Annotated in this window: 25 protein-coding genes; 8 read left to right on the top strand and 17 right to left on the bottom strand. The window is 65.5% G+C overall.

What is annotated here, in order from left to right:
• Positions 1–35: 35 nt before the first annotated feature.
• Both OUY36_RS19390 and leuS read right to left on the bottom strand, forming a co-directional pair.
• The gene (locus tag OUY36_RS19390; protein ID WP_267935578.1) at positions 36–641 is read right to left on the bottom strand and encodes an LPS-assembly lipoprotein LptE; all 606 of its coding nucleotides are present in this window, start codon (positions 639–641) and stop codon (positions 36–38) included.
• Positions 642–685: 44 nt separating this feature from the next.
• Complete coding sequence (leuS, locus tag OUY36_RS19385; RefSeq protein WP_267935576.1) at positions 686–3,292, bottom strand: leucine--tRNA ligase; 2,607 nt, start codon at positions 3,290–3,292, stop codon at positions 686–688.
• A 262-nt stretch (positions 3,293–3,554) separates the two neighbouring features.
• Between leuS and OUY36_RS19380 the strand changes: the two genes are divergently transcribed.
• Positions 3,555–3,998, top strand: coding sequence for a hypothetical protein (locus OUY36_RS19380; RefSeq protein WP_174214544.1), 444 nt, complete (start codon positions 3,555–3,557; stop codon positions 3,996–3,998).
• 65 nt (positions 3,999–4,063) lie between these two features.
• Complete coding sequence (locus tag OUY36_RS19375) at positions 4,064–4,837, top strand: YdcF family protein (RefSeq protein ID WP_267935573.1); 774 nt, start codon at positions 4,064–4,066, stop codon at positions 4,835–4,837.
• A 36-nt stretch (positions 4,838–4,873) separates the two neighbouring features.
• Here OUY36_RS19375 and lnt read toward each other — a convergent pair whose 3' ends face one another.
• The 10 genes from lnt to OUY36_RS19325 form a co-directional block, all read right to left on the bottom strand.
• On the bottom strand, positions 4,874–6,385 hold the full coding sequence (gene lnt / locus OUY36_RS19370; protein ID WP_267935572.1) for an apolipoprotein N-acyltransferase: 1,512 nt from the start codon (positions 6,383–6,385) through the stop codon (positions 4,874–4,876).
• 102 nt (positions 6,386–6,487) lie between these two features.
• On the bottom strand, positions 6,488–7,330 hold the full coding sequence (locus OUY36_RS19365; protein ID WP_063540862.1) for an HlyC/CorC family transporter: 843 nt from the start codon (positions 7,328–7,330) through the stop codon (positions 6,488–6,490).
• A 10-nt stretch (positions 7,331–7,340) separates the two neighbouring features.
• A complete protein-coding gene (gene ybeY / locus OUY36_RS19360; protein ID WP_267935571.1) occupies positions 7,341–7,823 on the bottom strand; it encodes an rRNA maturation RNase YbeY in 483 nt (160 codons plus the stop codon).
• Positions 7,816–8,823 (bottom strand): PhoH family protein, encoded by a 1,008-nt coding sequence (locus tag OUY36_RS19355; protein ID WP_102838751.1) that lies wholly within the window; start codon positions 8,821–8,823, stop codon positions 7,816–7,818. The genes ybeY and OUY36_RS19355 overlap by 8 nt, the downstream gene beginning before the upstream one ends.
• Before the next feature lie 119 nt (positions 8,824–8,942).
• Positions 8,943–10,256, bottom strand: a complete 1,314-nt coding sequence (gene miaB, locus OUY36_RS19350; protein ID WP_267935570.1) for a tRNA (N6-isopentenyl adenosine(37)-C2)-methylthiotransferase MiaB — start codon at positions 10,254–10,256, stop codon at positions 8,943–8,945.
• Between the two features lie 97 nt (positions 10,257–10,353).
• The gene (locus tag OUY36_RS19345) at positions 10,354–10,890 is read right to left on the bottom strand and encodes a tetratricopeptide repeat protein (RefSeq protein WP_063540866.1); all 537 of its coding nucleotides are present in this window, start codon (positions 10,888–10,890) and stop codon (positions 10,354–10,356) included.
• Positions 10,891–11,007: 117 nt separating this feature from the next.
• Entirely contained in the window at positions 11,008–11,619 is a 612-nt protein-coding gene (locus tag OUY36_RS19340; protein WP_267935569.1) for a hypothetical protein, read from the bottom strand.
• An 8-nt stretch (positions 11,620–11,627) separates the two neighbouring features.
• Positions 11,628–12,911 carry a glutamate-1-semialdehyde 2,1-aminomutase gene (gene hemL, locus OUY36_RS19335; RefSeq protein ID WP_045633632.1) on the bottom strand — a complete coding sequence of 428 codons (1,284 nt, stop codon included), beginning with the start codon at positions 12,909–12,911 and terminating at the stop codon, positions 11,628–11,630.
• 52 nt (positions 12,912–12,963) lie between these two features.
• A complete protein-coding gene (gene thiE / locus OUY36_RS19330) occupies positions 12,964–13,605 on the bottom strand; it encodes a thiamine phosphate synthase (RefSeq protein ID WP_267935568.1) in 642 nt (213 codons plus the stop codon).
• Between the two features lie 14 nt (positions 13,606–13,619).
• Positions 13,620–14,414: a hydroxymethylpyrimidine/phosphomethylpyrimidine kinase gene (locus OUY36_RS19325; protein WP_267931298.1), complete on the bottom strand. Its 795-nt coding sequence runs from the start codon at positions 14,412–14,414 to the stop codon at positions 13,620–13,622.
• 225 nt (positions 14,415–14,639) lie between these two features.
• Here OUY36_RS19325 and OUY36_RS19320 point away from each other — a divergent pair, with 225 nt between their 5' ends.
• The 5 genes from OUY36_RS19320 (at position 14,640) to OUY36_RS19300 (ending at position 22,378) form a co-directional block, all read left to right on the top strand.
• Positions 14,640–16,601, top strand: a complete 1,962-nt coding sequence (locus OUY36_RS19320) for a sensor histidine kinase (protein ID WP_267935567.1) — start codon at positions 14,640–14,642, stop codon at positions 16,599–16,601.
• Between the two features lie 129 nt (positions 16,602–16,730).
• On the top strand, positions 16,731–18,377 hold the full coding sequence (locus OUY36_RS19315; RefSeq protein WP_267935566.1) for an acyl-CoA dehydrogenase family protein: 1,647 nt from the start codon (positions 16,731–16,733) through the stop codon (positions 18,375–18,377).
• 485 nt (positions 18,378–18,862) lie between these two features.
• Positions 18,863–20,374, top strand: a complete 1,512-nt coding sequence (locus OUY36_RS19310; protein WP_102838744.1) for a succinate CoA transferase — start codon at positions 18,863–18,865, stop codon at positions 20,372–20,374.
• Between the two features lie 219 nt (positions 20,375–20,593).
• Complete coding sequence (amn, locus tag OUY36_RS19305; RefSeq protein WP_267935565.1) at positions 20,594–22,069, top strand: AMP nucleosidase; 1,476 nt, start codon at positions 20,594–20,596, stop codon at positions 22,067–22,069.
• 66 nt (positions 22,070–22,135) lie between these two features.
• Positions 22,136–22,378 carry a DUF2789 domain-containing protein gene (locus OUY36_RS19300; protein WP_063540874.1) on the top strand — a complete coding sequence of 81 codons (243 nt, stop codon included), beginning with the start codon at positions 22,136–22,138 and terminating at the stop codon, positions 22,376–22,378.
• Positions 22,379–22,392: 14 nt separating this feature from the next.
• Here OUY36_RS19300 and OUY36_RS19295 read toward each other — a convergent pair whose 3' ends face one another.
• The 5 genes from OUY36_RS19295 to OUY36_RS19275 all read right to left on the bottom strand — a co-directional run bounded on the left by OUY36_RS19295 (position 22,393) and on the right by OUY36_RS19275 (position 25,786).
• Positions 22,393–22,965: a HupE/UreJ family protein gene (locus OUY36_RS19295; RefSeq protein ID WP_267935564.1), complete on the bottom strand. Its 573-nt coding sequence runs from the start codon at positions 22,963–22,965 to the stop codon at positions 22,393–22,395.
• 28 nt (positions 22,966–22,993) lie between these two features.
• Positions 22,994–23,608 (bottom strand): urease accessory protein UreG, encoded by a 615-nt coding sequence (ureG, locus tag OUY36_RS19290; RefSeq protein ID WP_267935563.1) that lies wholly within the window; start codon positions 23,606–23,608, stop codon positions 22,994–22,996.
• Between the two features lie 339 nt (positions 23,609–23,947).
• Positions 23,948–24,640, bottom strand: a complete 693-nt coding sequence (locus OUY36_RS19285; protein WP_267935562.1) for an urease accessory protein UreF — start codon at positions 24,638–24,640, stop codon at positions 23,948–23,950.
• On the bottom strand, positions 24,637–25,137 hold the full coding sequence (ureE, locus tag OUY36_RS19280; protein ID WP_267935561.1) for an urease accessory protein UreE: 501 nt from the start codon (positions 25,135–25,137) through the stop codon (positions 24,637–24,639). Before ureE ends, OUY36_RS19285 begins: the two co-directional genes overlap by 4 nt.
• Before the next feature lie 163 nt (positions 25,138–25,300).
• Positions 25,301–25,786 (bottom strand): GNAT family N-acetyltransferase, encoded by a 486-nt coding sequence (locus OUY36_RS19275; RefSeq protein WP_063540878.1) that lies wholly within the window; start codon positions 25,784–25,786, stop codon positions 25,301–25,303.
• A gap of 257 nt (positions 25,787–26,043) precedes the next feature.
• Between OUY36_RS19275 and OUY36_RS19270 the strand changes: the two genes are divergently transcribed.
• Positions 26,044–26,916: a DMT family transporter gene (locus OUY36_RS19270; RefSeq protein ID WP_267935560.1), complete on the top strand. Its 873-nt coding sequence runs from the start codon at positions 26,044–26,046 to the stop codon at positions 26,914–26,916.
• Positions 26,917–26,973 lie beyond the last annotated feature (57 nt).

Genomic DNA, 26,973 nt, shown 5'->3' with positions numbered 1-26,973 from the left:
GTGCGGAAACGGGGGCGCGAGGCCCCCGTGCAGACTCAGCGGACGGGTAGCTGGATGGGCGACTGCTGCGGTTGCGCATCCTGGGCGCGGCGGGCGGCTTCGACGGCCTCCGCTTCGGCACGGGCCTTGGCTTCGGCCTCCTGCTGCAGGCGGTCGAGCTGTGCCGGGGTGATGCGTTGGATGCGCAGAACGAGCTGCTGAAGCAGCTCGCGACGCATTTCCTGACGCAACTGGTCGCCCTCCTGGGTCGAGCCGATCAGGTTGTTGCTGTCGTGTACGTAGACCTTCTGCACCTCGATGCTGTCTTCGAGCAACAGAAGGTTCCGCGGGCCACGGAATTCATAATCGAGTGTGCTGGTCAGCTCGTACTCGGCGCTGCGTGCCGAGCTGGTATAGCTGGCGGTGCGCTGGCGGGTCTGCTCGCGGGCCAGGTTAAGGCTGTACTTGGCGCCCGGGTAAACCCGCACGTCGTTGCTTTCGAGCAGCGCTTCGAGCTGCTGGACCGTCTCGCCATAGCTGTTGCGGGCCTGCAGATCGATTTCCTTGAGACCGAACTCCACATCACCGGTGCCGCGCAGCTGGAAACCGCAGGCGCTCAGCAGCAATGTCAGACCCAGCACCACCAGATTCCGTTTGTTCATATTGTTATCCCCTTTGCAGGCCCGGCGCAGGCGCCGGGACCGAATCAGTTAGCGACGATGTTGACCAGCTTGCCCGGCACCACGATGACCTTGCGGATGGTCAGGCCTTCGGTGAAGCGCAGCACGTTCTCGTTGCCGCGCGCGGCGGTCTCCACCTCTTCGCGGCTGGCGCTGGCCGGCACTTCGATCTGGCCGCGCAGCTTGCCGTTGACCTGTACCACCAGGGTCAGGCTGTCCTGCACCAGGGCGGCTTCGTCGACCTTCGGCCATTGCGCATCGATGATCGCGCCGCTCTTGCCCAGCTGCTGCCAGAGTTCGTGAGAGATGTGCGGTGTGATCGGTGCGAGCAGCAGGGCGACCGTTTCCAGGCCTTCCTGCAGCAGAGCACGGTCCTGCTCGCTGGCGGTCGGCGCCTTCTCCAGCACGTTCATCAGTGTCATCACCTGGGCAATGGCGGTATTGAACTTGTGGTGCTGGCCGACATCGGTGCTGGCCTGCTTGATCGCCAGGTGAATCGCGCGGCGCACGGCCTTCTGCTCGTCGTTCAGCGCGGCCAGATCGAGCGTACCCGGCAGCCCGGCGCTGACATGCGCATGGGCCAGACGCCAGACGCGGCGCAGGAAGCGGCTGGCGCCCTCGACGCCGGAGTCGGACCATTCCAGGCTCATGTCCGGCGGCGAGGCGAACATCATGAACAGGCGGCAGGTGTCGGCGCCGTAGGCATCGATCATCGCCTGCGGGTCGACGCCGTTGTTCTTCGACTTGGACATCTTCTCGGTGCCGCCGATTTCCACTGGCAGCCCGTCGGTCTTCAGCCGGGCGCCGATGACCTTGGCCTTGGCATCACGCTCGACCTCGACGTCGGCAGGGTTGAACCAGTCCTTGCCGCCGTTTTCCAGGGTGCGGTAGTAGGTTTCGGCAACCACCATGCCCTGGGTCAGCAGATTCTTGAACGGCTCGTTGGAGCTGACCAGCCTCTCGTCGCGCATCAGCTTGTGGAAGAAGCGCGCGTACAGCAGGTGCAGGATGGCGTGTTCGATACCGCCGATGTACTGATCCACCGGCAGCCAGTGGTTGGCCGCTTGCGGATCGACCATGCCCTTGTCGTAGTTTGGGCTGGCGTAGCGGGCGAAGTACCAGGACGACTCGACGAAGGTGTCCATGGTGTCGGTTTCGCGCTTGGCCGGGGCGCCACATTTGGGGCAGCTGCACTCGTAGAACTCGGGCATCTTCGCCAGCGGCGAGCCGGCGCCATCCGGCACCACGTCTTCGGGCAGCACGACCGGCAGCTGGTCTTCCGGCACCGGCACGTCGCCGCAGCTGTCGCAATGGATGATCGGGATCGGGCAGCCCCAGTAGCGCTGGCGGCTGATGCCCCAGTCGCGCAGGCGGAACTGGGTGCGCGCCTGGCCGAGGCCTTTCTTCTGCAGCGCCACTTCGATGGCGTCGAAGGCGCCTTCGAAATCCAGGCCGTCATAGATGCCGGAGTTGATCAGCTGGCCGTGCTCGCCGTAGGCGTCCTGCCAGGGCGCGGGCGTCTCGTCGCCGGCGCTGGTGCGCACCACCGGCTTGATCGGCAGGCCGTATTTGCTGGCGAATTCGAAGTCGCGCTCGTCATGCGCCGGCACGGCCATGACCGCGCCCTCGCCGTAGTTCATCAGCACGTAGTTGGCGACCCACACCGGCAGCAGCTCGCCGGTCAGCGGGTGTTGCACACGCAGGGAAGTGGCCAGGCCTTTCTTCTCTTGGGTGGCGATGTCGGCTTCGGCGACGCCGCCGCGCTTGCACTCGTCGATGAAGGCCTGCAGCTCGGGGTTGTTCTGCGCGGCGAGAGTGGCCAGCGGATGTTCCGCTGCAACGGCCACGTAGGTCGCACCCATCAGCGTATCGGGGCGGGTGGTGAAGACCTTCATCACGCCTTCGCTGCCGATGCTGGCGACGTCGTAGGGGAAGCTGATCTCCATGCCGCGCGACTTGCCGATCCAGTTGCGCTGCATGGTCTTGACCTGCTCGGGCCAGCCGTCCAGCTCGTCCAGACTCTCCAGCAGCTCATCCGCGTAGGCGGTGATCTTGAAGTAGTACATCGGGATTTCGCGCTTCTCGATCAGCGCGCCCGAACGCCAGCCGCGGCCATCGATGACCTGCTCGTTGGCCAGCACGGTCTGGTCCACCGGGTCCCAGTTCACGGTGCCGTTCTTGCGATAGATCACGCCCTTTTCGTACAGGCGGGTAAACAGCCACTGCTCCCAACGGTAATAGTCAGGCTTGCAGGTGGTGACTTCACGGGTCCAGTCGACGGCCAGGCCCAGGCTTTTCAGCTGGGCCTTCATGTAGGCGATGTTCTCGTAAGTCCACTTCGCCGGCGCCACCTGATTTTTCATCGCGGCGTTCTCGGCCGGCATGCCGAAGGCGTCCCAGCCCATGGGCTGCAGGACGTTCTTGCCCTGCATGCGCTGGTAGCGGGCGATCACGTCGCCGATGGTGTAGTTGCGCACGTGGCCCATGTGCAGCTTGCCGCTGGGGTAGGGGAACATCGACAGGCAATAGAAGGTGTCCTTGCCGGGCTGTTCGCTCACTTCAAAGGATTTCTGCGAATCCCAGTGGGATTGCGCGGCGGCTTCGATCTCGCGGGGCTGATACTGTTCGTGCATGGCTACTGGCGTTGGATAGGGGCTGGCTCTCCGCGAATGCGCTGGCGCAGGCTCGGCTGGCAGGTCGGAACGACCTTGTGCAAACGCGACCCGGCGGGTGGCGGACGGAGGCATGGAAGCGCCGTAGCATACATGACCCCCCGCAGCCTAGGGAAACCCGATTTGCCGTCAGCACCGAGGGTTCCGTCCGTCGCGTCCGGCTTGAGCGAGCCAGGCTGAGCTACGCTTGATCCAGGGGCGGGACAAACGCGAGGTATGTCCAATGGAAAGAGAGTCGCAATCAGAGGACAGCAGTCTGTATGCGCGGGTCCTGCAGCGCTTGAGTTCGGCGTTGCAGGAGGCAGAGCGTGGCGAATCAGGTGCCGCTGGCGAACTGGAGGTCGGCGGGTTGACGCCGGCGGAATTTGAGTTGATTCGCGCCTATCTGCAACGTGATTCCCAATGGCTTTCCGGCTGGCATGCGGCTGCCGAGGAACAGGCTCATCTCACGCGCCAGGCGATGCGGCCAGCCGTGCGTGGTGGCGGGCGGCAGCGCCATGGCGCACGCCTCAGGCATGCGCCGCTGCACCTGCAGCAGAGCCTCAGCTGCGCACTTTGCAATACCAAGGTGACCTGGCCGGAAGGTGCCGGGCCTGCGATGTGTCCGGCCTGCGGCTCGCAGCTGCTACGTGCACGGCAACGTCTGCAGACCTACCCGCGCCACTGAGCGCCCCCTGCGCCGACAAATCGGCCGACAGCCGCTAGAGTGTCGACCTTTGCCGGAGAGCTGGGATGCCCATTCGTTATTTCTTCAAGCAACTGCTGTTGCCGCCGGGGGGACTGCTGCTCCTGTTGCTGCTGGGCTGGTGGCTGCGCCGACGCGCTCCGAGGCTGGCGGCGCTGTGTTTCGTCACCGGCTTCGGTGGGCTCTGGCTGATGAGCCTGCCGATCGTCGTCGAATGGACGGCGCGCGCGGTGGAGCGCGAGCCGGCATTGGCCGAGGCGCGCTGGCCGAAATTGAGCGGGCAGGCCGGTGCCATCGTGGTACTGGGCGCCGGCCGGGAGCAGAACGATCCGGCCTGGGGTGGAGATCAGCCCGGTTACGTAGCGCTGGAGCGCCTGCGCTATGCCGCGCGCGTCGCCAAGGCATCTGGCCTGCCGATTCTCACCAGCGGGGGCCTGCACTACGGCCAGCCGCCCAGCGAAGCTATGCTTGGCGCCGAGGTGTTGCAGCGCGATCTAGGCGTCGCCACGCGCTGGCTGGAAGAGCGCAGCCGTACGACCTGGGAGAATGCCGTGCTCAGTGCCGAGATGCTGCGCTCGGCTGGCATCGAGCGGGTGGTGCTGGTCACCTCGGCCGCGCACATGCCTCGTTCGCGTTGGTGCTTCGAGCAGAACGGCATCGAAGTGATTGCCGCGCCAGTGGGCTTTATGGGCGTGCCCAACGGCCGCCCTTTGAACGGCTGGCTGCCGGAGGCCAAGGCTTACTGGCAGAACGGCATGCTGCTCAATGAAATCGTCGGCATGGCGGTGTACCCGCTGGTTTATCGCTCGGCGAACGATTGAGCGGAACGCTTTCATTCGTAGGGGCTCAGGGTGCCCCTATGCGGACTTGCGTCTGACCAGCGCCCAGCCGAGCAGCAACACGCATGCCGCGATCAGCGGCCAGGAGCGCCAGCGCAGGTAGGGCGTCAGCCCCTGCATCGGCGTGACCTCGCCATACAGCACAGCCTGTTCGAACTGCGGAACCTGCTCGGTGATGCGCCCATAGGGGTCGATCAGCACGGTGATGCCGTTGTTGGTTGCGCGGATCATCCAGCGTCCGGCCTCCAGGGCGCGCATCTGCGCCATCTGCAGGTGCTGCAGTGGGCCGATGGAGCGGCCGAACCAGGCGTCGTTGCTCACCGTCAGCAGCAGGTCGCTTTGCGCCGCGAGGCCCGCGGCGAACTCCGGATAGACCACCTCATAGCAGATGTAGGGCGCGATCTGCAGGCCTCTGGCCTGTAGCAGCGGCTGGCCGGGTTCGCCGCGGGCGAAATCGGACATCGGCAGGTCGAAGAAGGCGATCAGCCCGCGCAACAGTTCCTGCAGCGGCACATACTCGCCGAACGGCACCAGCTTCTGCTTGAGGTAGGTACCGGCACCCTCGCCAGCGGTGGTTAGGCCGTTGTAGTAGCGCAGCTCACCCTCTGCATTGGGCTGGCGCACCGGCACACCGGTGATGAGCGCCGATCCGCGCTGCTTGGCGAAGCCGGCCATCATTGTCAGGTAGCCTTCGGCGTGTTCCTTGAGGATCGGCACGGCGGTTTCCGGCCAGACGATCAGGTCCGCCGGACGGCTGCGAAAGGTCATGTCGCGATACAGCAGCAGCTGCATTTCGAGCTTCTTCGGATCCCACTTCATGCTCTGCTCGACGTTGCCCTGCACTGCAACCACGCTCAAGGGCTCACCCTTGTCTTGGGTCCAGGCGCGATCCTTGAGTGCCAGGCCGGTCAGCCAGGGGGCGATCAGCAACAGGACGCCAGCCAGCAGGCGCGGCTTGTCGGCACGCAGTCGCGGCAGCGCGACCAGCAGGGTGGCGCTCAGGGCGATGGCGAAGCTCAGCAGCCAGACGCCACCCACCGGCGCCAGCCCGGATAGCGGGCCGTCGAGCTGGCTATAGCCGATATAGAGCCAGGGAAAGCCGGTGAGCAGCCAGCCACGCAGTGCGTCGAAGGCCAGCCAGAGCGCGGCGAAGGCCAGCGCGTCACCGAGCGCGGAATGGCGATTGCGCAGCAGCCGCACCCAAAGCCAGCCGAGCAGGGCGAAGAATAGCGCCAGGCCGGCGACGAAGCCGAGCGTGAGCAGGCCGGCCAGTGGCGGCGACGCCGCGCCGAAATCATGGATGCTGACATAGACCCAGCTGACGCCCGAGGCGAACAGGCCAAAGCCGTAGCACCAGCCGCGTTGCGCCGCCTGCGTTGGCCCGGTTTCGCGCAGGCCGAGGTAGAGCAGCGCGACCGACAACAGGGCCAGTGGCCAGATGTCGAAGGGCGCCAGGGAGAGGGTGGTCAGCGTGCCGGCCAGCAGGGCCAGCAGATTGCCCGGCCAGCCGGGGCGGGTGAACCAGTGCATGGGGTTTCCTTGCGCGGGGATTGCGGCGCAGGCTACGGGCAACGTCGCGATCGGGCAAGCTGCCGGCGGCTCGCCGCCCGTAGGCGGGCGGCAAGTCGCAGGTCATGCGCTTTCCAGGCGACTCAGGCGCAGCATGTGCACGCGGCGGCTGTCGGCGTTCAATACGCGAACGCGGAAGCCGTCGATCTCGGTCACCTCGTTGCGCTTGGGCAGATGGCCGAAGGTGCTCATCACCAGGCCGGCGACAGTATCGAACTCATCGTCGGGGAAGGCGCTGCCGAAGTACTCGTTGAAGCTGTCGATCGGTGTCAGCGCCTTGACCAGGAAGTCGCCACTCGGCAGCGGGCGGATATAGCTGTCTTCCTCGACGTCGTGCTCGTCCTCGATGTCGCCGACGATCTGCTCGAGCACGTCCTCAATGGTCACCAGGCCGGCCACGCCGCCGTACTCGTCGATGACGATGGCCATGTGATTGTGGTTGGCGCGGAACTCGCGCAGCAGCACATTGAGACGCTTGGATTCGGGCACGAAGGTGGCCGGGCGCAGCAGGTCCTTGATGTCGAAGTTGTGATGCTCATCCTTGAGAATCAGCGGCAGCAGATCCTTGGCCAGCAGCACGCCGATCACCTCGTCGAGGCTCTCGCCGACCACCGGGTAGCGCGAATGCGCGGCGGCGATGATGGCGGGCAGAAATTCGCGTGGCGACTGGTCGGCCTTGATGCTGATCACCTGCGAGCGCGGCACCATGATGTCGCGTACCTGCAGGTCGGCGACCTGGATGGCGCCTTCGACGATGGCCAGCGCCTCGTTGTCGAGCAGCTTGTTCTGGTGGGCTTCGCGCAGGATTTCCAGCAGCTCCTGGCGATTCTTGGGTTCATGGGCAAAAGCCTGGGTGATTCTTTCCAGCCAGGTCTTCTGCCCGCTGATCGATCGATCTTCGCTCATGTCGTTTGACTCAAGAGTCCTTGCAAATGCCCGTTTCGGGCGAATCTTCAGCATAGGGGTCGGGATGCCCCAGTTCAGCCAGCAGCTGGCGCTCCAGCGCTTCCATCTCCTCGGCTTCGGCATCTTCGATGTGATCGTAGCCGAGCAGGTGCAGGCAGCCATGGATGACGAGGTGTGCCCAGTGCGCCTCGAGAGCCTTGCCCTGTTCCGCCGCCTCGCGCTCGACCACCGGCACGCAGATCACCAGGTCGCCGAGCAGTGGGATGTTGAGAAACTCGTCCGGCACATCGGCGGGGAACGACAGCACGTTGGTGGCATAGTCCTTCTGTCGCCAGGTGCGGTTCAGCTCGCGGCCTTCCTCCTCGTCGACCAGGCGAATGGTCAGCTCGGAGTCGCCGCTGCGCTGGCGCAACGCCAATTCGCACCAGCGCTGCAGGTCCGCCGCAGCAGGCGCGGCGCCAGTGCTGGCGCACTGCAGGTCAAGCTCAATCATCGGCGGCGTCCTGCGCGGCGCGCTTGCTGGCCGGCGACTGACGATCCTCGAACGACTCGTACGCCTCGACGATGCGCTGCACCAGCGGATGGCGCACCACGTCCTTGGGCTTGAAGTGGGTGAAACTGATGCCGTTGACGTCCTTGAGCACTTCGATGACATGCGCCAGGCCGCTCTTGGTGCCCCGCGGCAGGTCGACCTGGGTGATGTCGCCGGTGATCACGGCGGTGGAGCCGAAGCCGATCCGCGTGAGGAACATCTTCATCTGTTCCTGAGTGGTGTTCTGGCTTTCATCGAGGATGATGAAGCTGTTGTTCAGCGTGCGCCCGCGCATGTAGGCCAGCGGGGCGATCTCGATCACCTGTTTCTCGATCAGTCGCGCCACGTGCTCGAAGCCAAGCATTTCGTAGAGCGCGTCGTAGAGCGGGCGCAGATAGGGGTCGATCTTCTGCGCCAGGTCACCGGGCAGGAAACCGAGCTTCTCGCCGGCTTCCACCGCCGGGCGCACCAAGAGGATGCGGCGCACCTGCTCGCGTTCCAGTGCGTCCACCGCGCAGGCCACCGCCAGGTAGGTCTTGCCGGTACCGGCCGGGCCAACACCGAAGTTGATGTCGTTGTCGAGAATGGCCTTCACATAGCGCTGCTGGTTGGCACCGCGCGGGCGGATCATGCCTTTCTTGGTGCGCAGCGCCACGCCCTGGTGGGCGTTCGGGTTGGCCAGTTCCTCCATGCCGGATTCCTGCAGGTACAGGTGCACCATGTCCGGGGACAGCTCGGTGGTCTTGGTCTCGCGGTACAGGCGGCGCAGGAGATTCTCGGCGGATTTGGCCACGTTGCTCGGGCCGACCAGTTCGAACTGATTGCCGCGGTTGCGGATTTCCAGCTCCAGGCGTTGTTCGATCAGGCGCAGATGCTCGTCGAACTGGCCGCAGAGATTGGCGAAGCGACGGGCTTCAAAGGGTTCGAGGGTGAAACGATGCGGTTCTATGGGTGCGTTCAAGGGCTTTTATATGTGGCCGATATCGGCGAAATGATGAAAGAAGAATAGCGCTGCGGGCGCGAAGCGAAAAGCGCAGTCGCGGCCCGGATGCATTCACATGGGGGCCGCATTCCGGCTTCTCAAGCTAGCAAGGTGCCACGCAGCGAGTGTGGCAGCGCGTCATCGATGTGTACGTCGACGAACTGGCCGATCAGTCGCGGGTTGTCGCAGCGGAAGTTGACGATGCGATTGTGCTCGGTACGGCCCTGCAGCATGCCCGGGTCCTTCTTCGAATAGTCGCTGACGAGGATGCGCTGGGTGGTGCCGACCATTCGTCGGCTGTTCTCGAAACCCTGCTGATTGATGCGCTGCTGCAGGATGGCCAGACGCTGCTTCTTGACCTCTTCCGGCGTGTCGTCGGCGAGGTCCGCTGCCGGGGTGCCGGGGCGTGCGCTGTAGACGAAGGAGTAGGAGAAGTCGAAGCCGATGTCCTCGATCAGCTTCATGGTCTGCTCGAAGTCCTTATCGGTCTCGCCGGGGAAGCCGACGATGAAATCCGAGCTGATCAGGATATCCGGCACGGCGGCCTTGAGCCGACGGATGCGCGACTTGTACTCGAGCGCGGTGTGGTTGCGCTTCATCGCCGCGAGGATTCGGTCGGAGCCGGCCTGCACCGGAAGGTGCAGGTACTTCACCAGCTGCGGGATGTCCGCATGGGCCTGAATGATAGCGTCGGAGAACTCCAGCGGGTGGCTGGTGGTGTAACGGATGCGACCGATACCTTCGATCGCCGCTACCGCGTGCAGCAGGTCGGCGAAGTCGTGGCCGTCGTGGCGATAGCCGTTGACGTTCTGCCCCAGCAGGGTGACTTCCTTCACGCCGTTCTCGGCCAGGTGCACGATTTCCGCCAGCACATCGGCCAGCGGCCGGCTGACCTCCTCGCCGCGGGTGTAGGGCACCACGCAGAAGGTGCAGTACTTGCTGCAGCCTTCCATGACCGAGACGAAGGCGCTGGGGCCGTCGACGCGGGGCTCGGGCAGACGGTCGAATTTCTCGATCTCGGGGAAGGAAATGTCCACCTGCGGCGTCTTGGTTGTGCGCGCGGCGTCGATCATTTCCGGCAGGCGGTGCAGCGTCTGCGGGCCGAAAACCACATCGACGTAAGGCGCGCGGTCGCGGATCGCCGCGCCTTCCTGGCTGGCGACGCAGCCACCGACGCCGATGACCAGTTGCGGATTGTCCTGTTTCAGTTCGCGCCAGCGGCCCAGCTGCGAAAAGACCTTTTCCTGGGCCTTTTCGCGGATCGAGCAGGTGTTGAGAAGAATCACGTCGGCTTCTGCCGGGTTCTCGGTGATCTCCATGGCCTGGTGTTCGCCCAGCAGGTCCACCATGCGCGAGCTGTCGTACTCGTTCATCTGGCAGCCGTGGGTTTCGATGAAAAGCTTGCGGGTCATGTTACGGGCCGGCGTTGTGCAAAAAATGACCGGCGATTATATGCCCATGGCCGGGCAGGGGAAAGCGCGGACGGATGCCGCAGGGGGCACCGGTTTCTCAGGGGATCTGTGGGGCGTCGGCGGCCTGCAGCTGCATCAGGTAGTCGCGGAAGATCTGGCCGAGCACCTGGCTGGCAATCTCCAGCTCATCCCGGCGCATCTGCGCGGAGACGCGGTCGGCGGTATCCAGCGCTTCATCCTCGCCGTTGACCGCGGCCATCTTCAGCACAATATAGGCCTGCACATTGTTGGCCTTGACGCCTTCGCCGCGGAAGAACATCACGCCGAGGCGGTGCTGCGCCGCCGCATGGCCGCGCAGCGATGCCTGTTCGAACCAGTACAGCGCCTTGGCCAGATCGCGTGGCGCACGTTTGCCGTCGTAGTGGAATTCGCCCAGCTCGTAGGCGGCCTGCACGTCGCCATCGCTGGCTGCCTGCTGGCAGCTGCGCAGCGCTTCAGGCAGTTCCTCGGGCAGCGTATCGAGGGCACAACGGGCGGTCGCCGGGATCAGCAGGGTGTTCCCGCCAGCCAAAGCCGTGAGAGGCGAGAGAAGCAGCAGACAGCCCAAAGACAGGATGCGGCCGGTGCGGATCATGAAAATCTGGCGCCTCGAGGAGCAGGGCGATAATGAAAGACTGGAACGAGCCAGCCGTCACATTATGGATAAGCTGCTGTCTGCTTACAAAGCCTTTAACGGCCTGCCATCGGCTTTTTATGCGGCCGTTGGCTGTTGCTCGCGCGCGCTGCCCGGCAACCGCAGCAGCAGGACTGCCAGCAGAGGACTGGCGATCGCCAGCAGCAACGGCTGTGCCCCGGCGAACGGGTTGCCGATCGCCATGCTGCCAGGCAACGGCAGCATGAGCAGCAACAGCACGCCTGCCGCGATACCGGCGCCACTCGGCAGACGGTCCGGCCATTGCAGCACGGCGGCATAGATCACCAGCAACGCGCTGGCCAGCAGCAGGCCGAGCGCATAGGGCTCGCTCCAGCCGAGCTGTCGTGCCAGTTCGAAAAACACGCACAGGCCCAGCACCACGCGGCCCCAGTTCGGACGGCTCCAGGCCCAGCGTCTCGCCAGGGTCAGTGCGGCCAGGGCGAGCAGGGGCAAACCGAGTAGCAGGCTGGCGCGTTCCAGCCACTGCTGGGCCTCGGCCAATCCACCGGCGAGGCCGGTTGCCCCGCTGGCCGCGGCAAGGATGAAGGCGAGCATCGCGCTGAACAGCGCCGGTTGATCCGCTTCGCCGTAACGGCGCCGGGCGCGACCGACAAGGATCGCGCTGGTGGCCGCGGCAACTGTCAGTAGCAGGGCCTGCAGCAGTTCCATCGGCGTATTCACTTGAGCTTGGCGAAGGCGCGCTCGGCGGCGTCGAGGGTGATGGCCAGCTCCTTATCGCCGTGGGCGATGGAGGTGAAACCGGCCTCGAACGCGCTCGGCGCCAGGTACACGCCGCCCTCGAGCATCAGGTGGAAGAAGCGCTTGAAGCGATCGGCATCGCTGGCCATGACGTCGGCAAAGGTCACGATGTCGTCGGCGCCGCTGAAATACAGGCCGAACATGCCGCCGACCTGAGTGGTGACGAAGGGGATGCCGGCGGCATCGGCGCGATCCTGCAGACCCTGCAGCATGCGGCTGGTATAGGCGCTCAGGGCATCATGGAAGCCGGGGCGGCTGATCAGCTCGAGGGTGGTCAGGCCGGCGGCCATGGCCAGTGGATTGCCCGACAGCGTGCCAGCCTGGTAGACCGGGCCGAGCGGGGCGATGCGTTCCATGATGGCGCGCTTGCCGCCGAAGCAGCCGACCGGCATGCCGCCGCCGATGATCTTGCCGAAGGTCGACAGGTCCGGCGTCACGCCGTAGTAGGCCTGGGCGCCGCCGAGGGCGACGCGGAAGCCGGTCATCACCTCGTCGAAGATCAGCACCACGCCGTGCGCGTCGCACAGGCGGCGCAGGCCTTCGAGGAAGCCCGGCGCCGGCGGCACGCAGTTCATGTTGCCGGCCACCGGCTCGACGATGATGCAGGCGACCTGCTCGCCCTTTTCCTTCAGCGTGGCTTCGACTTCGGCGAGGTCGTTGTAGGCCAGTGTCAGGGTGTGCTTGGCGAAGTCCGCCGGCACGCCCGCTGAGCTGGGTACGCCCTGGGTCAGGGCGCCAGAACCGGCTTTGACCAGCAGGCTGTCGGAGTGGCCGTGGTAGCAGCCTTCGAACTTGATGATGGCGTCGCGCCCGGTGTAGCCGCGGGCCAGGCGGATCGCACTCATGGTCGCTTCGGTGCCGGAGCTGACCATGCGCACCATCTCCATGGACGGCACCAGGCGGCAGACCAGTTCGGCCATCTCGGTTTCCATCGCGGTTGGCGCGCCGTAGGACAGCCCGTGCTCGAGCTGGCGACGCACCGCATCCAGTACCTGCGGGTGGCTGTGGCCGAGGATCATCGGGCCCCAGGAGCCGACGTAGTCGACGTAGCGCTTGTCGTCCTCATCAATGACATACGCGCCTTCGGCGTGCTTGAGGAACAGCGGGGTGCCGCCTACGCTGCGGAACGCACGAACCGGCGAGTTGACGCCGCCGGGGATGTGGGTCTGAGCGCTGGCGAAGAGGGTTTCAGAACGGGACATGCGGGCCTCGCAAAACAGGGGCGGACGGCGTTAGCGGCCCGCCGTGGCGGAATCAGGGCGTGTTGAACAGTTGGCTGAAGGCTTGAGCGCGGCGCTCGACCTCGGCGGCACTGTCGGCGGCGAACAGGGCGTGGATCACTGCGACCATGTGCACGCCGGCGGCGATCAGTGACGGCGCGGTGTCCAGCGTGATGCCGCCGATAGCGACGATGGGCAGGCCGATACGGGCGCGGGCTTCACGCAGCAGTTCTTGATTGGCTGCCGGTGCGCCGGGTTTGGTGTGGGACTGGAAGAAACGGCCGAAGGCAACGTAGCTGGCACCCTCGCGAGCGGCCTGCTCGGCCAGCGGCAGTTGCGCATGGCAGGTGGCGCCGATGATCGCCTGACGCCCGAGCAGGGCCCGCGCGGCGGCCAGCGAACCATCTTCCTGGCCCAGGTGCAGGCCGACGCCCAGGCGCGCAGCCAGTTCGGCATCGTCGTTGATGATCAGCTGTGCGCCGTGGCGGGCGCAAAGTTCCTGCAGCGCATCGGCCTCGCGCAGCCGCCGCGCTTCATCGCCGGTCTTGTCGCGATACTGCAGCAGGCGGGCGCCGCCCTTCAGTGCGGCTTCGGCATAGGGCAGCAGGCGACCATCGGCCAGCAATGTGCTGTCGGTAATGGCGTACAGGCCGCGCAGGCGGGACGCTTCCTTCATGCGCTGCTCTCCAGTCAGGCCAGGTCCAGGGGCAGGCGGCGCGGCACGTACTGGCCGTGCCCGGGGGCCTCGGCATCGCGCAGCGTGCGCCAGGTGTAGTCGAGTGCCGAGCGGACCGCGCTGGTCAGTTCCTCGCCCAGTGCCAGACGGCCGGCCAAGGCGCTGGCCAGGGTGCAGCCGGAGCCGTGATAGCTGCCCGGCAGGCGCGCGCAGGTGAAGTCGTGACGGCTGCCGTCGCGGCAATACAGACGGTTGTGCACTTCACTTTCATCGCCGTGACCGCCGGTGATCAGCAGGTGACGGATATGCGGCAGCAGGCGTTCGGCGCACTCGTCGGCACTGCCCTGCGGCAGTTCGGCCAGGATGCGCGCTTCCGGCAGGTTCGGCGTGGCGATTGTGGATGCTGGGAACAGCCGCTCGCGCATGGCGTAGCCGACATCGTCCTTGCCCAGTGCACCGCCGCCGCCAGCGCGCAGCACCGGGTCGCAGATCAGCGGCACACCGGGCAACTTGGCCATGATCTCAAGCACTGTCTCGACCATTTCCACCGAGCCGAGCATGCCCAGCTTCACCGCGGCGATGGGCAGGTCAGCGATCACCGCGTTGGCCTGGGCGAGTACCCATTCGCGGTCGAGCACGCGGAAGTCGGTGACGTTGACGGTGTCCTGCACGGTGAGCGCGGTGACAGTCGGCGCGGCGTGGCAGGCCTGCGCCAGCAGGGCTTCGATGTCAGCCTGCAGGCCGGCGCCGCCACTGGGATCGTGGCCGGACAGACAGAGGACGACGGGACGGGAAGTGAAGTTTTTCATGGCGTGCGAGCTTATCACCAAACAGAGGCGGCGGGACGCGGCAGTTGCAGGTCGAACGGTCATCCGGCGGTATCTGCCGGCCATCGGAACGATCGCGACGCTGCACGTCCGCTTTTCCGGCTGGCCCAACTGCTGTGGTAGATTGCTGGCACTTTGATTACGGTCTGGGTGGCGGAGTTCATGGGACATGAGCTCGTTTTCGACACTCGGCCAGCACGAGGCATCATGCGGCACGTCTTCCTGTTCATTCTGGCCTTCCTGCCCGTCCTGGCCGTTGCCGTCGAACTCGACGAAACCACTCGCCATCTGCCGCTCGGGCGGCACATGCAGGTGTTCGAGGATCCGCACGGCCAGCTGCGGATCGAGGATGTCGCCGCGCCGGCTTTCGAGGAGCGTTTCCAGGCGCATCGCAAGGATGTGCTGAACGCCGGCTATTCGCGCTCCGTGCATTGGGTGCGTGTCGATCTGGACTATCGACCGCAGTCGTCGCCAGACGCGCGGCGCTGGTTGCTGGAGGTGGCCTATCCACCACTCGACAGCCTGCAGTTGTATCTGCCGGACGCTTCCGGCTCTTACCGCCTGGCTCGCGACACGGGCGACATCCAGCCCTGGGCCAGCCGCGAGATCGGCCAGGGCAATTACCTGTTCGAACTCGAGTTGCCGGCCAACCAGACGCAGCGCCTGTATTTGCGCGTGCAGAGCGAGGGGTCGGTCCAGGTCCCGCTGAGTCTCTGGTCGCACCACGCCTATCTCGAGGCGCAGCCCGGGCGACTCTATGTGCTCGGCATGATCTACGGTGTGCTGCTGGCGATGCTGGTTTACAACCTGTTCATCTATGTCAGCATCCGCGACCCCAGCTATCTGTATTACATCCTCTACATCGCTGCGTTCGGCCTTTATCAGGTCTCGGTGAACGGCGCGGGCGTGCAGTTTCTCTGGCCTGATCACCTTTGGTGGACCAACGCCGCGACGCCGCTGCTGATCGGTGCGACCGGCTTGTTCGGCTCGCTGTTCACCCGCAGCTTCCTGCGCACGGCCGAGCACAGTCGCTGGATCGACCGGCTGCTGCGACTGATGATCGCCTTCTCGCTGGCCGTGATGGCGCTGGCGCTGACCATGGATTACGGCGTATCGCTGCGCCTGGCCACTGCCCTCGCGCTGCTGTTCACCCTGGCGGTGTTCGCCGCGGGCATCCTCGCCTGGCTGCGTGGCATGCGGGTGGCGCGTTACTTCATCATTGCCTGGAGTGCGCTGCTCATTGGCGGACAGATCAACACGCTGATGGTGCTTGGGCACCTGCCGCACAACTTCCTGACCATGTATGCCAGCCAGTTGGGGGCGGCGCTGGAAGTGGTGCTGCTGTCCATGGCGCTGGCCGATCGCATCAATGCGCTGAAGGACGAGCGGGCAAAAATCCTGGAGAACGCCCGCTCCGACCTGGAGCAGCTGAACCGCGAGCTGGCCGAGAGCAACCGGCTCAAGGACGAATTCCTCTCCAACATCAGCCACGAGCTGCGTACCCCGATGATGGGCGTGATGGGCGCGCTCGAGCTGCTGCCGGCGTCGGAAACCCCGGAGGAACTGCAGCAGTACCAGCACATCGCTACCGGCTCGGCGCGCGACATGATGCGTCTGGTCAACAACATCCTGGCGCTGAGCGAGCTGCGTGCAGGCAAATTGCGGCCCCGTATCGGAGAGTTCCGCCTGCGGCAGATGGCCGAGCGCTTGCACCAGCAATTCGCTCCCGTGGCGCAGGAAAAGGGCCTGGAGTTCGAGCTGGAGGTCGCCGCCAACCTGCCGGACCGCGTCTTCGGCGACGGCGAAAAGCTCGAACAGAGCCTGACCCACCTGCTCGACAACGCGCTCAAGTTCACGTCGCGCGGCCACATCACGCTGCGCTTCGGTGGCGAACCAGGGCAGCATCACCTGCTGCTGCAGGCCGAGGTCATCGACACGGGCATCGGCTTCAGCGACGCCGATGAGGCGTTCCTCTACCACCAGTTCCGCCAGGTGGATGGTTCCATGACCCGGCGTTACGGCGGCCTCGGCATCGGCCTGGCGATCAGTCGCGGTCTGCTGGAGTTGATCGGCGGGCAGCTCGACCAGCAGTCGCGTCCCGGCCTGGGCAGCCGTTTCCGCATCAGCGTTCGCCTGGCGCGCCTCGACCCGCACCAGGCGATTGCCTGACGCGCGGCCCTTTTGGCCGATACCTCGCTTCAACCGTCGCGTCAGCACATGCTTCACTGCCTGTGCGTCGCCGGTTGCCGGCTACGCTTGCTGGCAACCGCCGCATCGGTCAAGAAGGAGGACGCCTGGATGAATCCGCAAAGCTGCGCCGAAACCCACGAGGTCACCAACCAGGTGCCGCCCCTCGACGGCGCCAACCTCTACCGTCTCGACCTGCCGCTGCAGCAATGGGTGCAGCGCTACCATGCCGGCTGGGCGGCGGAACGTCTGGACGCCTACGGTGCGCTTGCCGGCGGCCCGTTGATGCAGGCCGGTTTTCTCGCCAACGAGAACAAGCCGGTGTTCAAGAGCCATGACCGCTACGGTCATCGCATCGATTTGGTGGAGTTTCACCCGGCCTATCACGAGCTGATGCGTGCGGCTATCGAGCACGGCATCCCCTCGCTGCCGTGGACCGATCCGCAGCCCGGCGCGCAGGTGGCGCGTGCCGCCCTGATGTACCTGCACAACCAGGCCGAAGCCGGCAGCAGTTGCCCGCTGACCATGACCTACGCCAGCGTGCCGGCGCTGCGCCTGCAGCCGGATCTCGCCGAGCGCTGGCTGCCGAAGATCCTCGCCACCGAATACGACCCGCGCAGCCTGCCGATGGAGCAGAAGGCCGGCGTCACCATCGGCATGGCGATGACCGAGAAACAGGGCGGCACCGACGTGCGCGCCAACACGACCCGTGCCTTTGCGGTCGGTGCCGGGGGACCCGGCCAGGCCTACGAGCTGACCGGCCACAAGTGGTTCTGCTCGGCGCCCATGTGCGACGCCTTCCTCACCCTGGCGCAGACCGACAAGGGGCTGACCTGCTTCCTGCTGCCGCGGCATCGGCCGGACGGCACGCGCAACCAGTTCTACATCCAGCGGCTGAAGAACAAGCTGGGTAACTGGGCCAACGCCTCCAGCGAAGTCGAGTACCGTGGCGCGCTGGCCTGGATGGTCGGTGAGGAAGGGCGCGGCGTGCCGACCATCATCGAAATGGTCTCCTCGACCCGTTTCGATTGCATGATCGGCTCCAGTTCGCTGATGCGTCAGGCACTGACCCAGGCCCTGCATCACTGCGCGCACCGCCAGGTCGGCGGCTGGGTCCTGCTGGAGCAGCCGCTGATGCAGAACGTGCTGGCCGACCTTGCCCTGGAAAGCGAGGCAGCGCTGGCGCTGACCCTGCGCATGGGCCGCGCCCAGGACCATCGCCGTGACGAGCACGAAGACAAGTTCGCCCGGCTGGTCACCGCCGTCGGCAAATACTGGATCTGCAAGCGCGCACCGAACATGATCGCCGAGGCCAGCGAATGCCTGGGCGGCGCTGGTTATGTCGAGGAGACCATCCTGCCGCGGCTGTACCGCGAGGCGCCGGTGAATTCCATCTGGGAAGGTTCCGGCAACGTGCAGTGCCTCGACGTCTTGCGCGCGCTATCGAAGGAGCCGGGCGTGCTGGAGGTGCTGTTCGCCGAACTCGGCGACGGCCACGGTGATGCACGGCTGAAGGCGCATATCCAGCGTTTGAAGGCGGCCTTCGGCGATACCGGGGACATCCAGTACCGCGCCCGTCAGCTCACCGAGGACGTTGCCGTTGGCCTGCAGGCCAAGCTGCTGCTCGAAGCCGGCAACGCGGCCGTATCCGATGCCTTCATCGCCAGCCGCCTCGAAGCGCACGGGCGGGTGTACGGGACGTTGCCGCGCGGGCTGGACATCGACGCAGTGCTGGCCCGGAGCGCTCCGCAACTGTGATGCGGGACGTGGGGCTCTGCCGTTGTAAACGCCCGACCGGGTGCAGCATGGCGACGAAGACTTGCTCGGAAAGTGACGGCGGTGTCCGGTTCGTTTCCAGATTTGACAGAGGTTGGGCGGCGCTTTGAGCGCGGTGACAGGCCGGGCGCCCCGTTTCCACGGCGTACGGCGGCGGGCGAATGCTGCACAGTCGGCCGCTCGTGGTTGCGCTGGGCGCGGATACCGGCTATGACCTCTCCTGTGCGGCGGCCTGCTAGTACCTTTGTATAACAGCCAAAAGAGCTGGTGCTCCTAGAATGGGGCGAGCGACTACGTTACTGGGTTGCAAGTGCCGCATGATTTTTGAGGTTCGATATTGAGCGGCAAAAGACATGGGCGCTTGGTCTCCGGACATCAAGTGGCCGTCTCCCTGCCTCGTCAGGCCTGGTGAGTTTCTTTGCAGAGCCTTCACGGACGAGCATTCGATGAGTTTCTGAGGTGAGTTCATGGCAACCGATCTAAACAAGTACATCCGCAACGCAGCGTTTCTCGACAAGGTCGTCTCGGCAGAAGAAGCCGCGTCGTGGATCGAGGACGGCATGACGCTGGGCATGAGCGGCTTCACCCTGTTCGGGGAGCCGAAGGTGTTCCCGAAGGCACTGTCCGAGCGCGGCCAGCGCGAGAAATTCAAGGTCAACCTGTTCACCGGCGCGTCCATGGGACCGGCGGCCGACCAGTCGATGGCCGAAGCTGGCATCATCAACAAGCGCATCCCGTATCAGGGCAACCCGGTACAGCGCAAGAAGATCAACGCCGGTGAGGTGCTCTACATCGACCAGCACCTGTCGCACACCGCCGAGCTGCTGCGTCAGGGCGTGCTACCGCAGGTCGACTACGCCATCATCGAGGCGGCTGCCATCACCGAGGACGGCCAGATCATCCCGACCGGTTCGGTCGGTAACTCGCCGATCTTCGTGCAGAACGCCAAGCACGTGATCATCGAGCTGAACACTTCTGCTCCGCGCGAGTACGAAGGCATGCACGACATCTACATCCCCGGCCCGGCCGGCGAGGATTCGCGCAAGGACATCCCGGTCTACAACGTCAGCAAGCGCATCGGCTCGATCGGTATCCCGGTCGATCCGGCCAAGGTGCGCGGCATCGTGCTTTCCAGCGAGCCGGACATTCCTTCCCCACTGTTCGAGCCGAACGCCGAAACCCAGAAGATCGCCGACAACCTGCTGGACTTCCTGCGTGAAGAAGTGCGGCTGGGACGCCTGACCAACAGCCTGGCTCCCTTGCAGTCCGGTGTGGGTTCGGTGGCCAACGCGGTGCTGGCGGGCATGAAGACCTCCGAGTTCAAGGACCTGACCGTCGCTTCCGAAGTGCTTCAGGACGGCGTTTTCGACCTGATCGACGCCGGAGTGGTGAAGTTCGCCGCCGCCACCGCCTTCTCCCTGTCGAAGAAGCGCGTGGACAACCTGGCCTCCGACCTCGCCAAGTACGCCGGCAAGGTGGTGTTCCGTCCGCAGGAGATCTCCAACCATCCGGAAGTGATCCGCCGACTGGGGATCATCTCCTTCAATACTGCGCTGGAAGCCGACATCTACGGCAACGTGAACTCCACGCACGTCAACGGCACCCACATGATGAATGGTATCGGCGGCTCGGGTGACTTCGCCCGCAACGCACGTATCAGCATCTTCGTGACGACCTCGACGGCGAAGGACGGCAAGATCTCCTCCATCGTTCCGTTCGTCACCCATGTGGATCACACCAACCACGACGTCGACGTGATCATCACCGAGCAGGGCTATGCCGATCTGCGCGGGCTGGCGCCCGTCGAGGCGGCGGCGCGAATCATCAACAACTGCATGCACCCGGATTACCGGGCCCAGGCGCTCGCCTACCTCGAAGAGGCGAAGCAGCGTGGTGGCCACACCCCGCACGTGCTGGAAAAAGCCTTCTCCTGGCATGCCAACTTCGCCAAGAACGGCACCATGCTGCTGGACAAGTAATCGGTAGGAGCCTGTGCGGCTGATGCAGCAATGCATCGGCGGCGGGCTCGGAGCAGTGCCCAAATCCGACGCCAGACTCTGGCGTCGGATTTTTTTCGCCCATGACGGCGCACATTTCCAGCGCGCGGCGTCTCCGGTGCGGCTCCATCCGCTCGGCTGCGTATACATCCGTCACCAAATGCAGCCAAGATAGGCCAGTGTGTTAAGCCAGGATGAGCCATGACTTCCAACGAATCCAGAACCTTCACCGTCGCCACCTGCGCTGAGGAGGCGGTCGACAAGCTGGCCGAGCTGCACGCGCAGGCCACAACGGCGCTCAACCAGGCGCTCAAGCGCTACGTCGCCAGCCGTACCGAGCCCAGTGCGGCGGAGCGCAACCTGTTCCGCTACCCGCAGCTGCGCCTGACCTACGAGTGCCACGGCGAAGTGCCGGCTTCGACCCGCGCCTACGCCAAGGTGCAGGCGCCCGGCGTGTACAGCGTCACGGTGACCCACCCGGCGGCATTTCGCGCCTACTTGCTCGATCAGCTGAAGCCGCTGATCCAGGACTTCAACGTCACCGTTGAGGTCGGCATGAGCGACCGCAACATCCCTTATCCCTATGTCATCGAGCAGGGCGACGAACTGGCCGGCACCGGCGTGACCGCTGCCGAGCTGGCGCGGGTATTCCCCAGTACCGATCTGTCCGCCGCTACCGACGATATCGCCGACGGGCTTTACGACTGGGAGAACGCCGACCCCTATCCGCTGGCGCTGTTCGATGGCGCGCGGGTGGACTTCTCGCTGCGCCGGCTGGTGCACTACACCGGCAGCGACTGGCGCCATGTGCAGCCGTGGATCCTGCTCACCAACTACCACCGCTACGTCGACCAGTTCATTCGCCACGGCCTCGACATGCTGCGCGACGACACCCGCTTCACGCGCATGGTGTTGCCGGGCAACGTGGTCATCGAGCGCGGCATGGAGGAGGGCGAGGCGCAGGCGATCATCGGTGGCGTGATGTGGCACCGCTACCAGATGCCGGCCTACCACCTGATCGCCGACGATGGCCATGGCATCACCCTGGTGAACATCGGCGTCGGTCCTTCCAACGCAAAGAACATCACCGACCACCTGGCCGTGCTGCGCCCGCATTGCTGGCTGATGATCGGCCACTGCGGCGGGCTACGGCAGTCGCAGTCCATCGGCGACTACGTGCTGGCCCACGCCTACATGCGCCGCGACGGCATCCTCGATCGCGTGTTGCCGCCGAACATTCCGCTGCCGGCCCTGGCCGAAGTCCAGCAGGCGCTGCAGGAGTCCGCAGCCAAGGTCACCGGCGAGCAGGGCGAGGCGCTGAAGAAGCGCCTGCGCACCGGCACCGTGCTCACCTACGACGACCGCAACTGGGAACTGCGCTGGGCGCAGGAGCGGCCGCTGATCAACCTGTCGCGGGCCGTTGCGGTGGACATGGAGAGCGGCACCATCGCCGCCCAGGGCTACCGCCTGCGGGTGCCCTACGGGACACTGCTGTGCGTATCGGACAAGCCGCTGCACAGCGAGATCAAGCTGCCCGGCTCGGCCAACGCGTTCTACGAGCGGGCCGTTACCCAGCACCTGAAGATCGGTATCACCGCACTCGAACTGCTGCGCAACCAGCTCAACTCGCTGCACTCGCGCAAGCTGCGCAGTTTCGACGAGCCACCGTTCCGCTGACGCCGGCGCTTTCGCGGGAATGAGCAATACTCATAGCGTTCATTCCCGCGAGCACCGGAGGTCAACATGGAACAGTCGATCCACGCCTTCCATAACCTTTTCGAGCAGTTGGGCCTGCCCAACGACGATGTCTCGATCAGGCGATTCATCGAAACCCATTCGCCGCTGGCAGACGATGTCTATCTGGCCGACGCGTCGTTCTGGACGCCGGCCCAGGCGGCTTTCCTGCGCGAGGAGATTCTCGAGGATGCCGACTGGGCCGAGGTGGTCGATCGCCTCAATGTCGCGCTGCGGCGGCGCTATCACTGAGGCATGGCTGGTTCTCAGCCGGCCAGCAGCCAGGCGCCGGTGACTGCCGAGGCGGCACCGGCAATGCGCACCAGCGGTGCGGCAGCCTGCGGCAGCAAGCGTACCAGCGCGTAACCGGCGGCATGCAGAGCGGCGGTGGCAACAACGAAACCGGCGGCATAACCCCAGGGGCTCGACAGTGCCGGCAGCTCCAGGCCGTGGGCGACGCCATGGCTGGCGGCGAACAGCGCGGTCAGCGCTGCGGCGACGACCAGCGGCGGGCGAATTGCCAGCGCGACCAGCAAGCCCAGCGCCAGCACCGAGCCGGCGATGCCGGTTTCCATCAGCGGCATCTCGATGCCGGCAAAGCCGGCCAGGCCGCCGAGCAGCATGGTCGCGACGAAGGTCATCGGCAGCGCCCAGCGCCCCTTGCCAGTCTGCTGAGCCGCCCATAGACCCACCGCGAGCATGGCCAGCAGATGGTCGAGGCCGAAGATCGGGTGGGCGATACCGGACAGCACGCCGGCGTGGTCATGGCCGGGGTGAGCCAGCGCCAGTGCCGGGCTGAGCAGCAGGAGGGTGGCGAGCAGTGGTTTGCGCAGGTTCATAAAGACTCCTTGGATGAGCGGACGGACGTCAGGCGGCGCTGAGCATTCCCTGTTTTTCGATGAAGGCGATGATCTTCTCGAGACCCTGGCCGACCTTCTGGTTGCTGAAGACGAACGGCCGTTCGCCGCGCATCTTGCGGGCGTCGCGATCCATCACCTCCAGCGAGGCACCGACCATCGGAGCCAGGTCGATCTTGTTGATCACCAGCAGGTCGGACTTGCAGATGCCCGGGCCGCCCTTGCGCGGCAGCTTGTCGCCGGCCGATACGTCGATCACGTAGATGGTCAGGTCCGACAGCTCCGGGCTGAAAGTCGCCGAGAGGTTGTCGCCGCCGGACTCGACGATGATCAGGTCCAGGTCGGGAAAGCGCCGGTTGAGCTGCTCCACGGCTTCGAGGTTGATCGAGGCGTCCTCGCGGATCGCCGTGTGCGGGCAGCCGCCGGTTTCCACGCCGATGATCCGCTCGGGCGCCAGGGCCTCATTGCGCACCAAGAACTGGGCGTCTTCCTGGGTGTAGATGTCGTTGGTCACCACGGCGAGGTTGTAGCGGTCGCGCAGGGCCTGGCACAGGGCGAGAGTCAGGGCGGTCTTGCCGGAGCCGACCGGCCCGCCAATGCCGACGCGCAGGGGTTGGGTGTTCATGGGTGGTCTCCTCTGGAAGGCGGTGTGGCCGCCTCGGGGTTGATGCGAAGGGTGTGCCGCTGCAGATTGGGGCAGGGGGATTCGTTGGGTGAGCTTGTTTGCCGCTTGCGGATGCAGTGCGTGCTGGCAGTGGCTTGGGTGCTGCCATGGGGGCGCCGCGCTTTCCTTGGCGCCACCTACAGGGTGGGCAAGACTTTTTGGTTCCTTCGGGCGGGGCCGGCCATCCGACGATTGCCAAAAGGAACCCGCCCAACAGCTCGAAACCTAAGCCATCCGCCGATGGCGCTGTCGAGCCGCCCGCCGCAAAAGGTGCCGCCAGCACCCACGTGCCAACACCTCTCATGACCTAAACAACCGACTGTACTGCCGTTCATGCGCCATGCTGGTCAGCACCAGCCCGAACGGTGCGCTGCCCCAGGCCGCTTCCGGCAGCTGACTGGCCTCCCGTTGCGCCTGGCTCAGGACCGGCAACAACTGCGAGGTCAACCGCTGCGCCGCCTGCTGCCCCAGCGGCAGGGTCTTCATCAGCACCGCCAGCTGATTTTCCAGCCAGCCCCACAACCAGGCGGCGAGGGCGTCGGCGGGCATGATCTGCCAGGCGCGGGCGGCCAGTGCCCAGGCGAGAGCCAGGCCGGGCTCGCCGGCGGCCGCGAGGCAGTTGCGGCCCGGCTGGGCGAGTTCCGGCAGGCCGTCGAGCAGCTGCGCGAGGGAATAGCCCATCTGCCGGCTTTCCAGCTGCAGTTCGCGGGTTTCGCGGCTAGCGCGGTGTTCTGCGGCCAGTTGCAACAGGCGCGGCCAGTCATCCCGCTCGGCGGCTTCGCAATGTGCGAGCAGCAGCGGCGCCTCGAAGCGCGCGAGGTTGAGCAGCAGTTGATCCTCCAGCCAACGCCGCGCGCTGTCCGGATCGTTCACCTGGCCGTTCTCCACCGCCATCTCCAGCCCTTGGGAATAGCTGTAGCCGCCGATCGGCAGCTGCGGGCTGGCCAGCCGCAGCAGCGCCCAGGCCGAGCCGGGAGCAGCGGCCGCGTTCACGGGCGCACGCCGAACTGGTGCAGTCGCGGTGCGTAGCTGAACTCCGCTTCGCCGGCGTGGGAATGGTGATGGCCGCCACCGTAGGCGCCATGCTCCGGCTGGAAGGGGGCTTCGATGTGTTCGACGCCGGCGCCCAGCTGCAACAGCATGTCCTTGAGCACGTAGTCGTCGAGCAGCCGCAGCCAGCCATCGCCAACCTGCAGGGCTACATGGCGGTTGCCCAGATGATAGGCCGCGCGGGTCAGCTCGAAGGCGCTGGTGCAGGTGACGTGCAGCAGTTGTTCGGGCCGAGCACGCACGCGCACGACACGGCCATCACCGGCGAGCAGGCATTCGCCATCGTGCAGCGGCGGCTGGCCGCGTTCGAGAAACAGGCCGACGTCTTCGCCGCTGGTACTGAAGCAGCGCAGGCGACTCTTGCTGCGCGCGTCGTAGGTCAGTTCGAGTTCGGCCTGCCACTCGGGGCGGGCGTCGATGCGTTGGCGAATCACCAGCATGTGCAGAGTTCCGGTCGGATCGTTTCCGGAACAAGAGCAAGTGGCTTGCCAACCGGCCCCATGTATCGCGATCACGGCGGCTGTCGGGCCTGCGTGCCTGATAATGGGGCTTTGGGCGCACCGTCACGGTGCGCGTGTTGGGGGCGGGTCTGGTGCGTGCGCCTTACTGGTGCAGATCGCGCACCATGTACACCGCCGGGATCTGGTAACTGGCCAGGTTGCCGGCTTGCGGCGGGTCGAGTTCGTCGTGGGCTTCGTAGCCCAGGCGCGACCAGAAGCCGGTGGAATCCTGCACCGACACCAGTGCCGAATAGCGCAGCTGTGCGGTGCCGGCCTGTTGCAGGTTGTGCCGCACCAGTGCCGGGCCGATGCCGCGGCCTGCGGCTCGTCCGGCCACGGCGAGGTCATGCAGGTAGAGGCAATCGGCTTCGCCGTCGGTGCAGAACTCCCCGTCCAGCGGGGTCACTTTGCCCAGGCGCGAGTGATAGGCGAACAGGTAGGCGCATACGCCCTCGTCATCCTCGGCCACCCACGCCAGCTGTGGAAATGCCGCCAGACGTGAACGGATCACCGCCTCGTCTTCCAGAACCTCGGCGGCATAGGATTCTTCCTGGATCGCCAGGACGGCAGGGATATCGCGCTCCTGCATCGCTCTCAACTGGTACATCACGACTACACTCGGACGCCGCGAGACGCCGCGCGGCTCGGCAAAAAGCCGGCGATCATACGCGAAATGCCGGCGCTCCGCTTGCCGCCGGGCGGCGCATCCGCAGCTCCGCTGCCACCCACAGCCGGACAGTCGCGCCGCGTCCAGGCTCAAGTGAAAGGTTTCAGCTGATTGGTGCAGCGGTGCGACAAGATGACAGGCATAATGGTTAGCCTGCTAACAAGTGGCTGAGGCCTGCGTTGAACGATCACCACCACCCGCTCTACGGCGTTCTGCTGATATTGCTGTCGGGGCTGTTGCTGGCCAGCCATGACGGGCTGGCCAAACACCTCTCGGAAATCTACCCGGTGTTTCTGGTCATCTGGGCTCGTTACGTCGCGCAGACGGTGCTGATGACCGCGCTGTTCGTGCCGCGCATGGGCCAGCGCGTGTTTCGCACCCTGCGGCCGTGGCCACAACTGCTGCGCGGGCTGAGCCTGGTCAGCGTCAGCCTGCTGTTCATCAATGGCCTGCATTTCATCCCGCTGGCCGAAGCCACCGCGGTGATCTTTCTGACCCCGGTGCTGGTAACCATCGCCTCAGCGCTGTTGGGCGAGCGAGTCAGCCGCAGTCAGTGGCTGGCCGTGGCCTTCGGTCTGCTCGGGGTGGTGATCATCATGCGTCCCGGTTCGGCGCTGTTCACCCCGGCGGTGCTGTTGCCCTTCGGCGCGGCGCTGTCGTTCACCGTGTATCAGCTGGTCACCCGGCGCCTGGCCGGCACCGATCACCCGGTGACCAGCAACTACCTGACCAGCCTGGTCGGTTGCGTGACCCTGAGCGTGCTGGTGGTCTTCAACTGGCGCACGCCAACGCTGCACGACGCGCTGCTGATGGGCGCGCTCGGTGGCATGGCGATGCTCGGCCACCTGCTGCTGACCAATGCCTTCCGCTTCGCCAGCGCGGCGACCCTGGCGCCGTTCACCTACGGCCAGATCGTCTTCGCCGGGGTGGTCGGCTATGTCGCCTTCGATCACGCGCCGGATGCCGGGGCGCTGATCGGCATGGCGGTGATCATCGCCAGCGGCCTGTGCATGGCTTATGTGCAGCGCCGCCAGCGGCCGGTCATGGGATAGAACAGCGAATGCGCCATTCGGCCGACCAGGCAGCTTCTCAACAATACTGAAATGAAA

The sequence above is a fragment of the Stutzerimonas sp. R40042 genome, assembly GCF_026642215.1.
Classification (GTDB): Bacteria; Pseudomonadota; Gammaproteobacteria; order Pseudomonadales; family Pseudomonadaceae; genus Stutzerimonas; species Stutzerimonas frequens.
The sequence above is the reverse complement of the archived record's forward strand: the minus strand, read 5'-3'. Positions and strand labels throughout refer to the sequence as shown.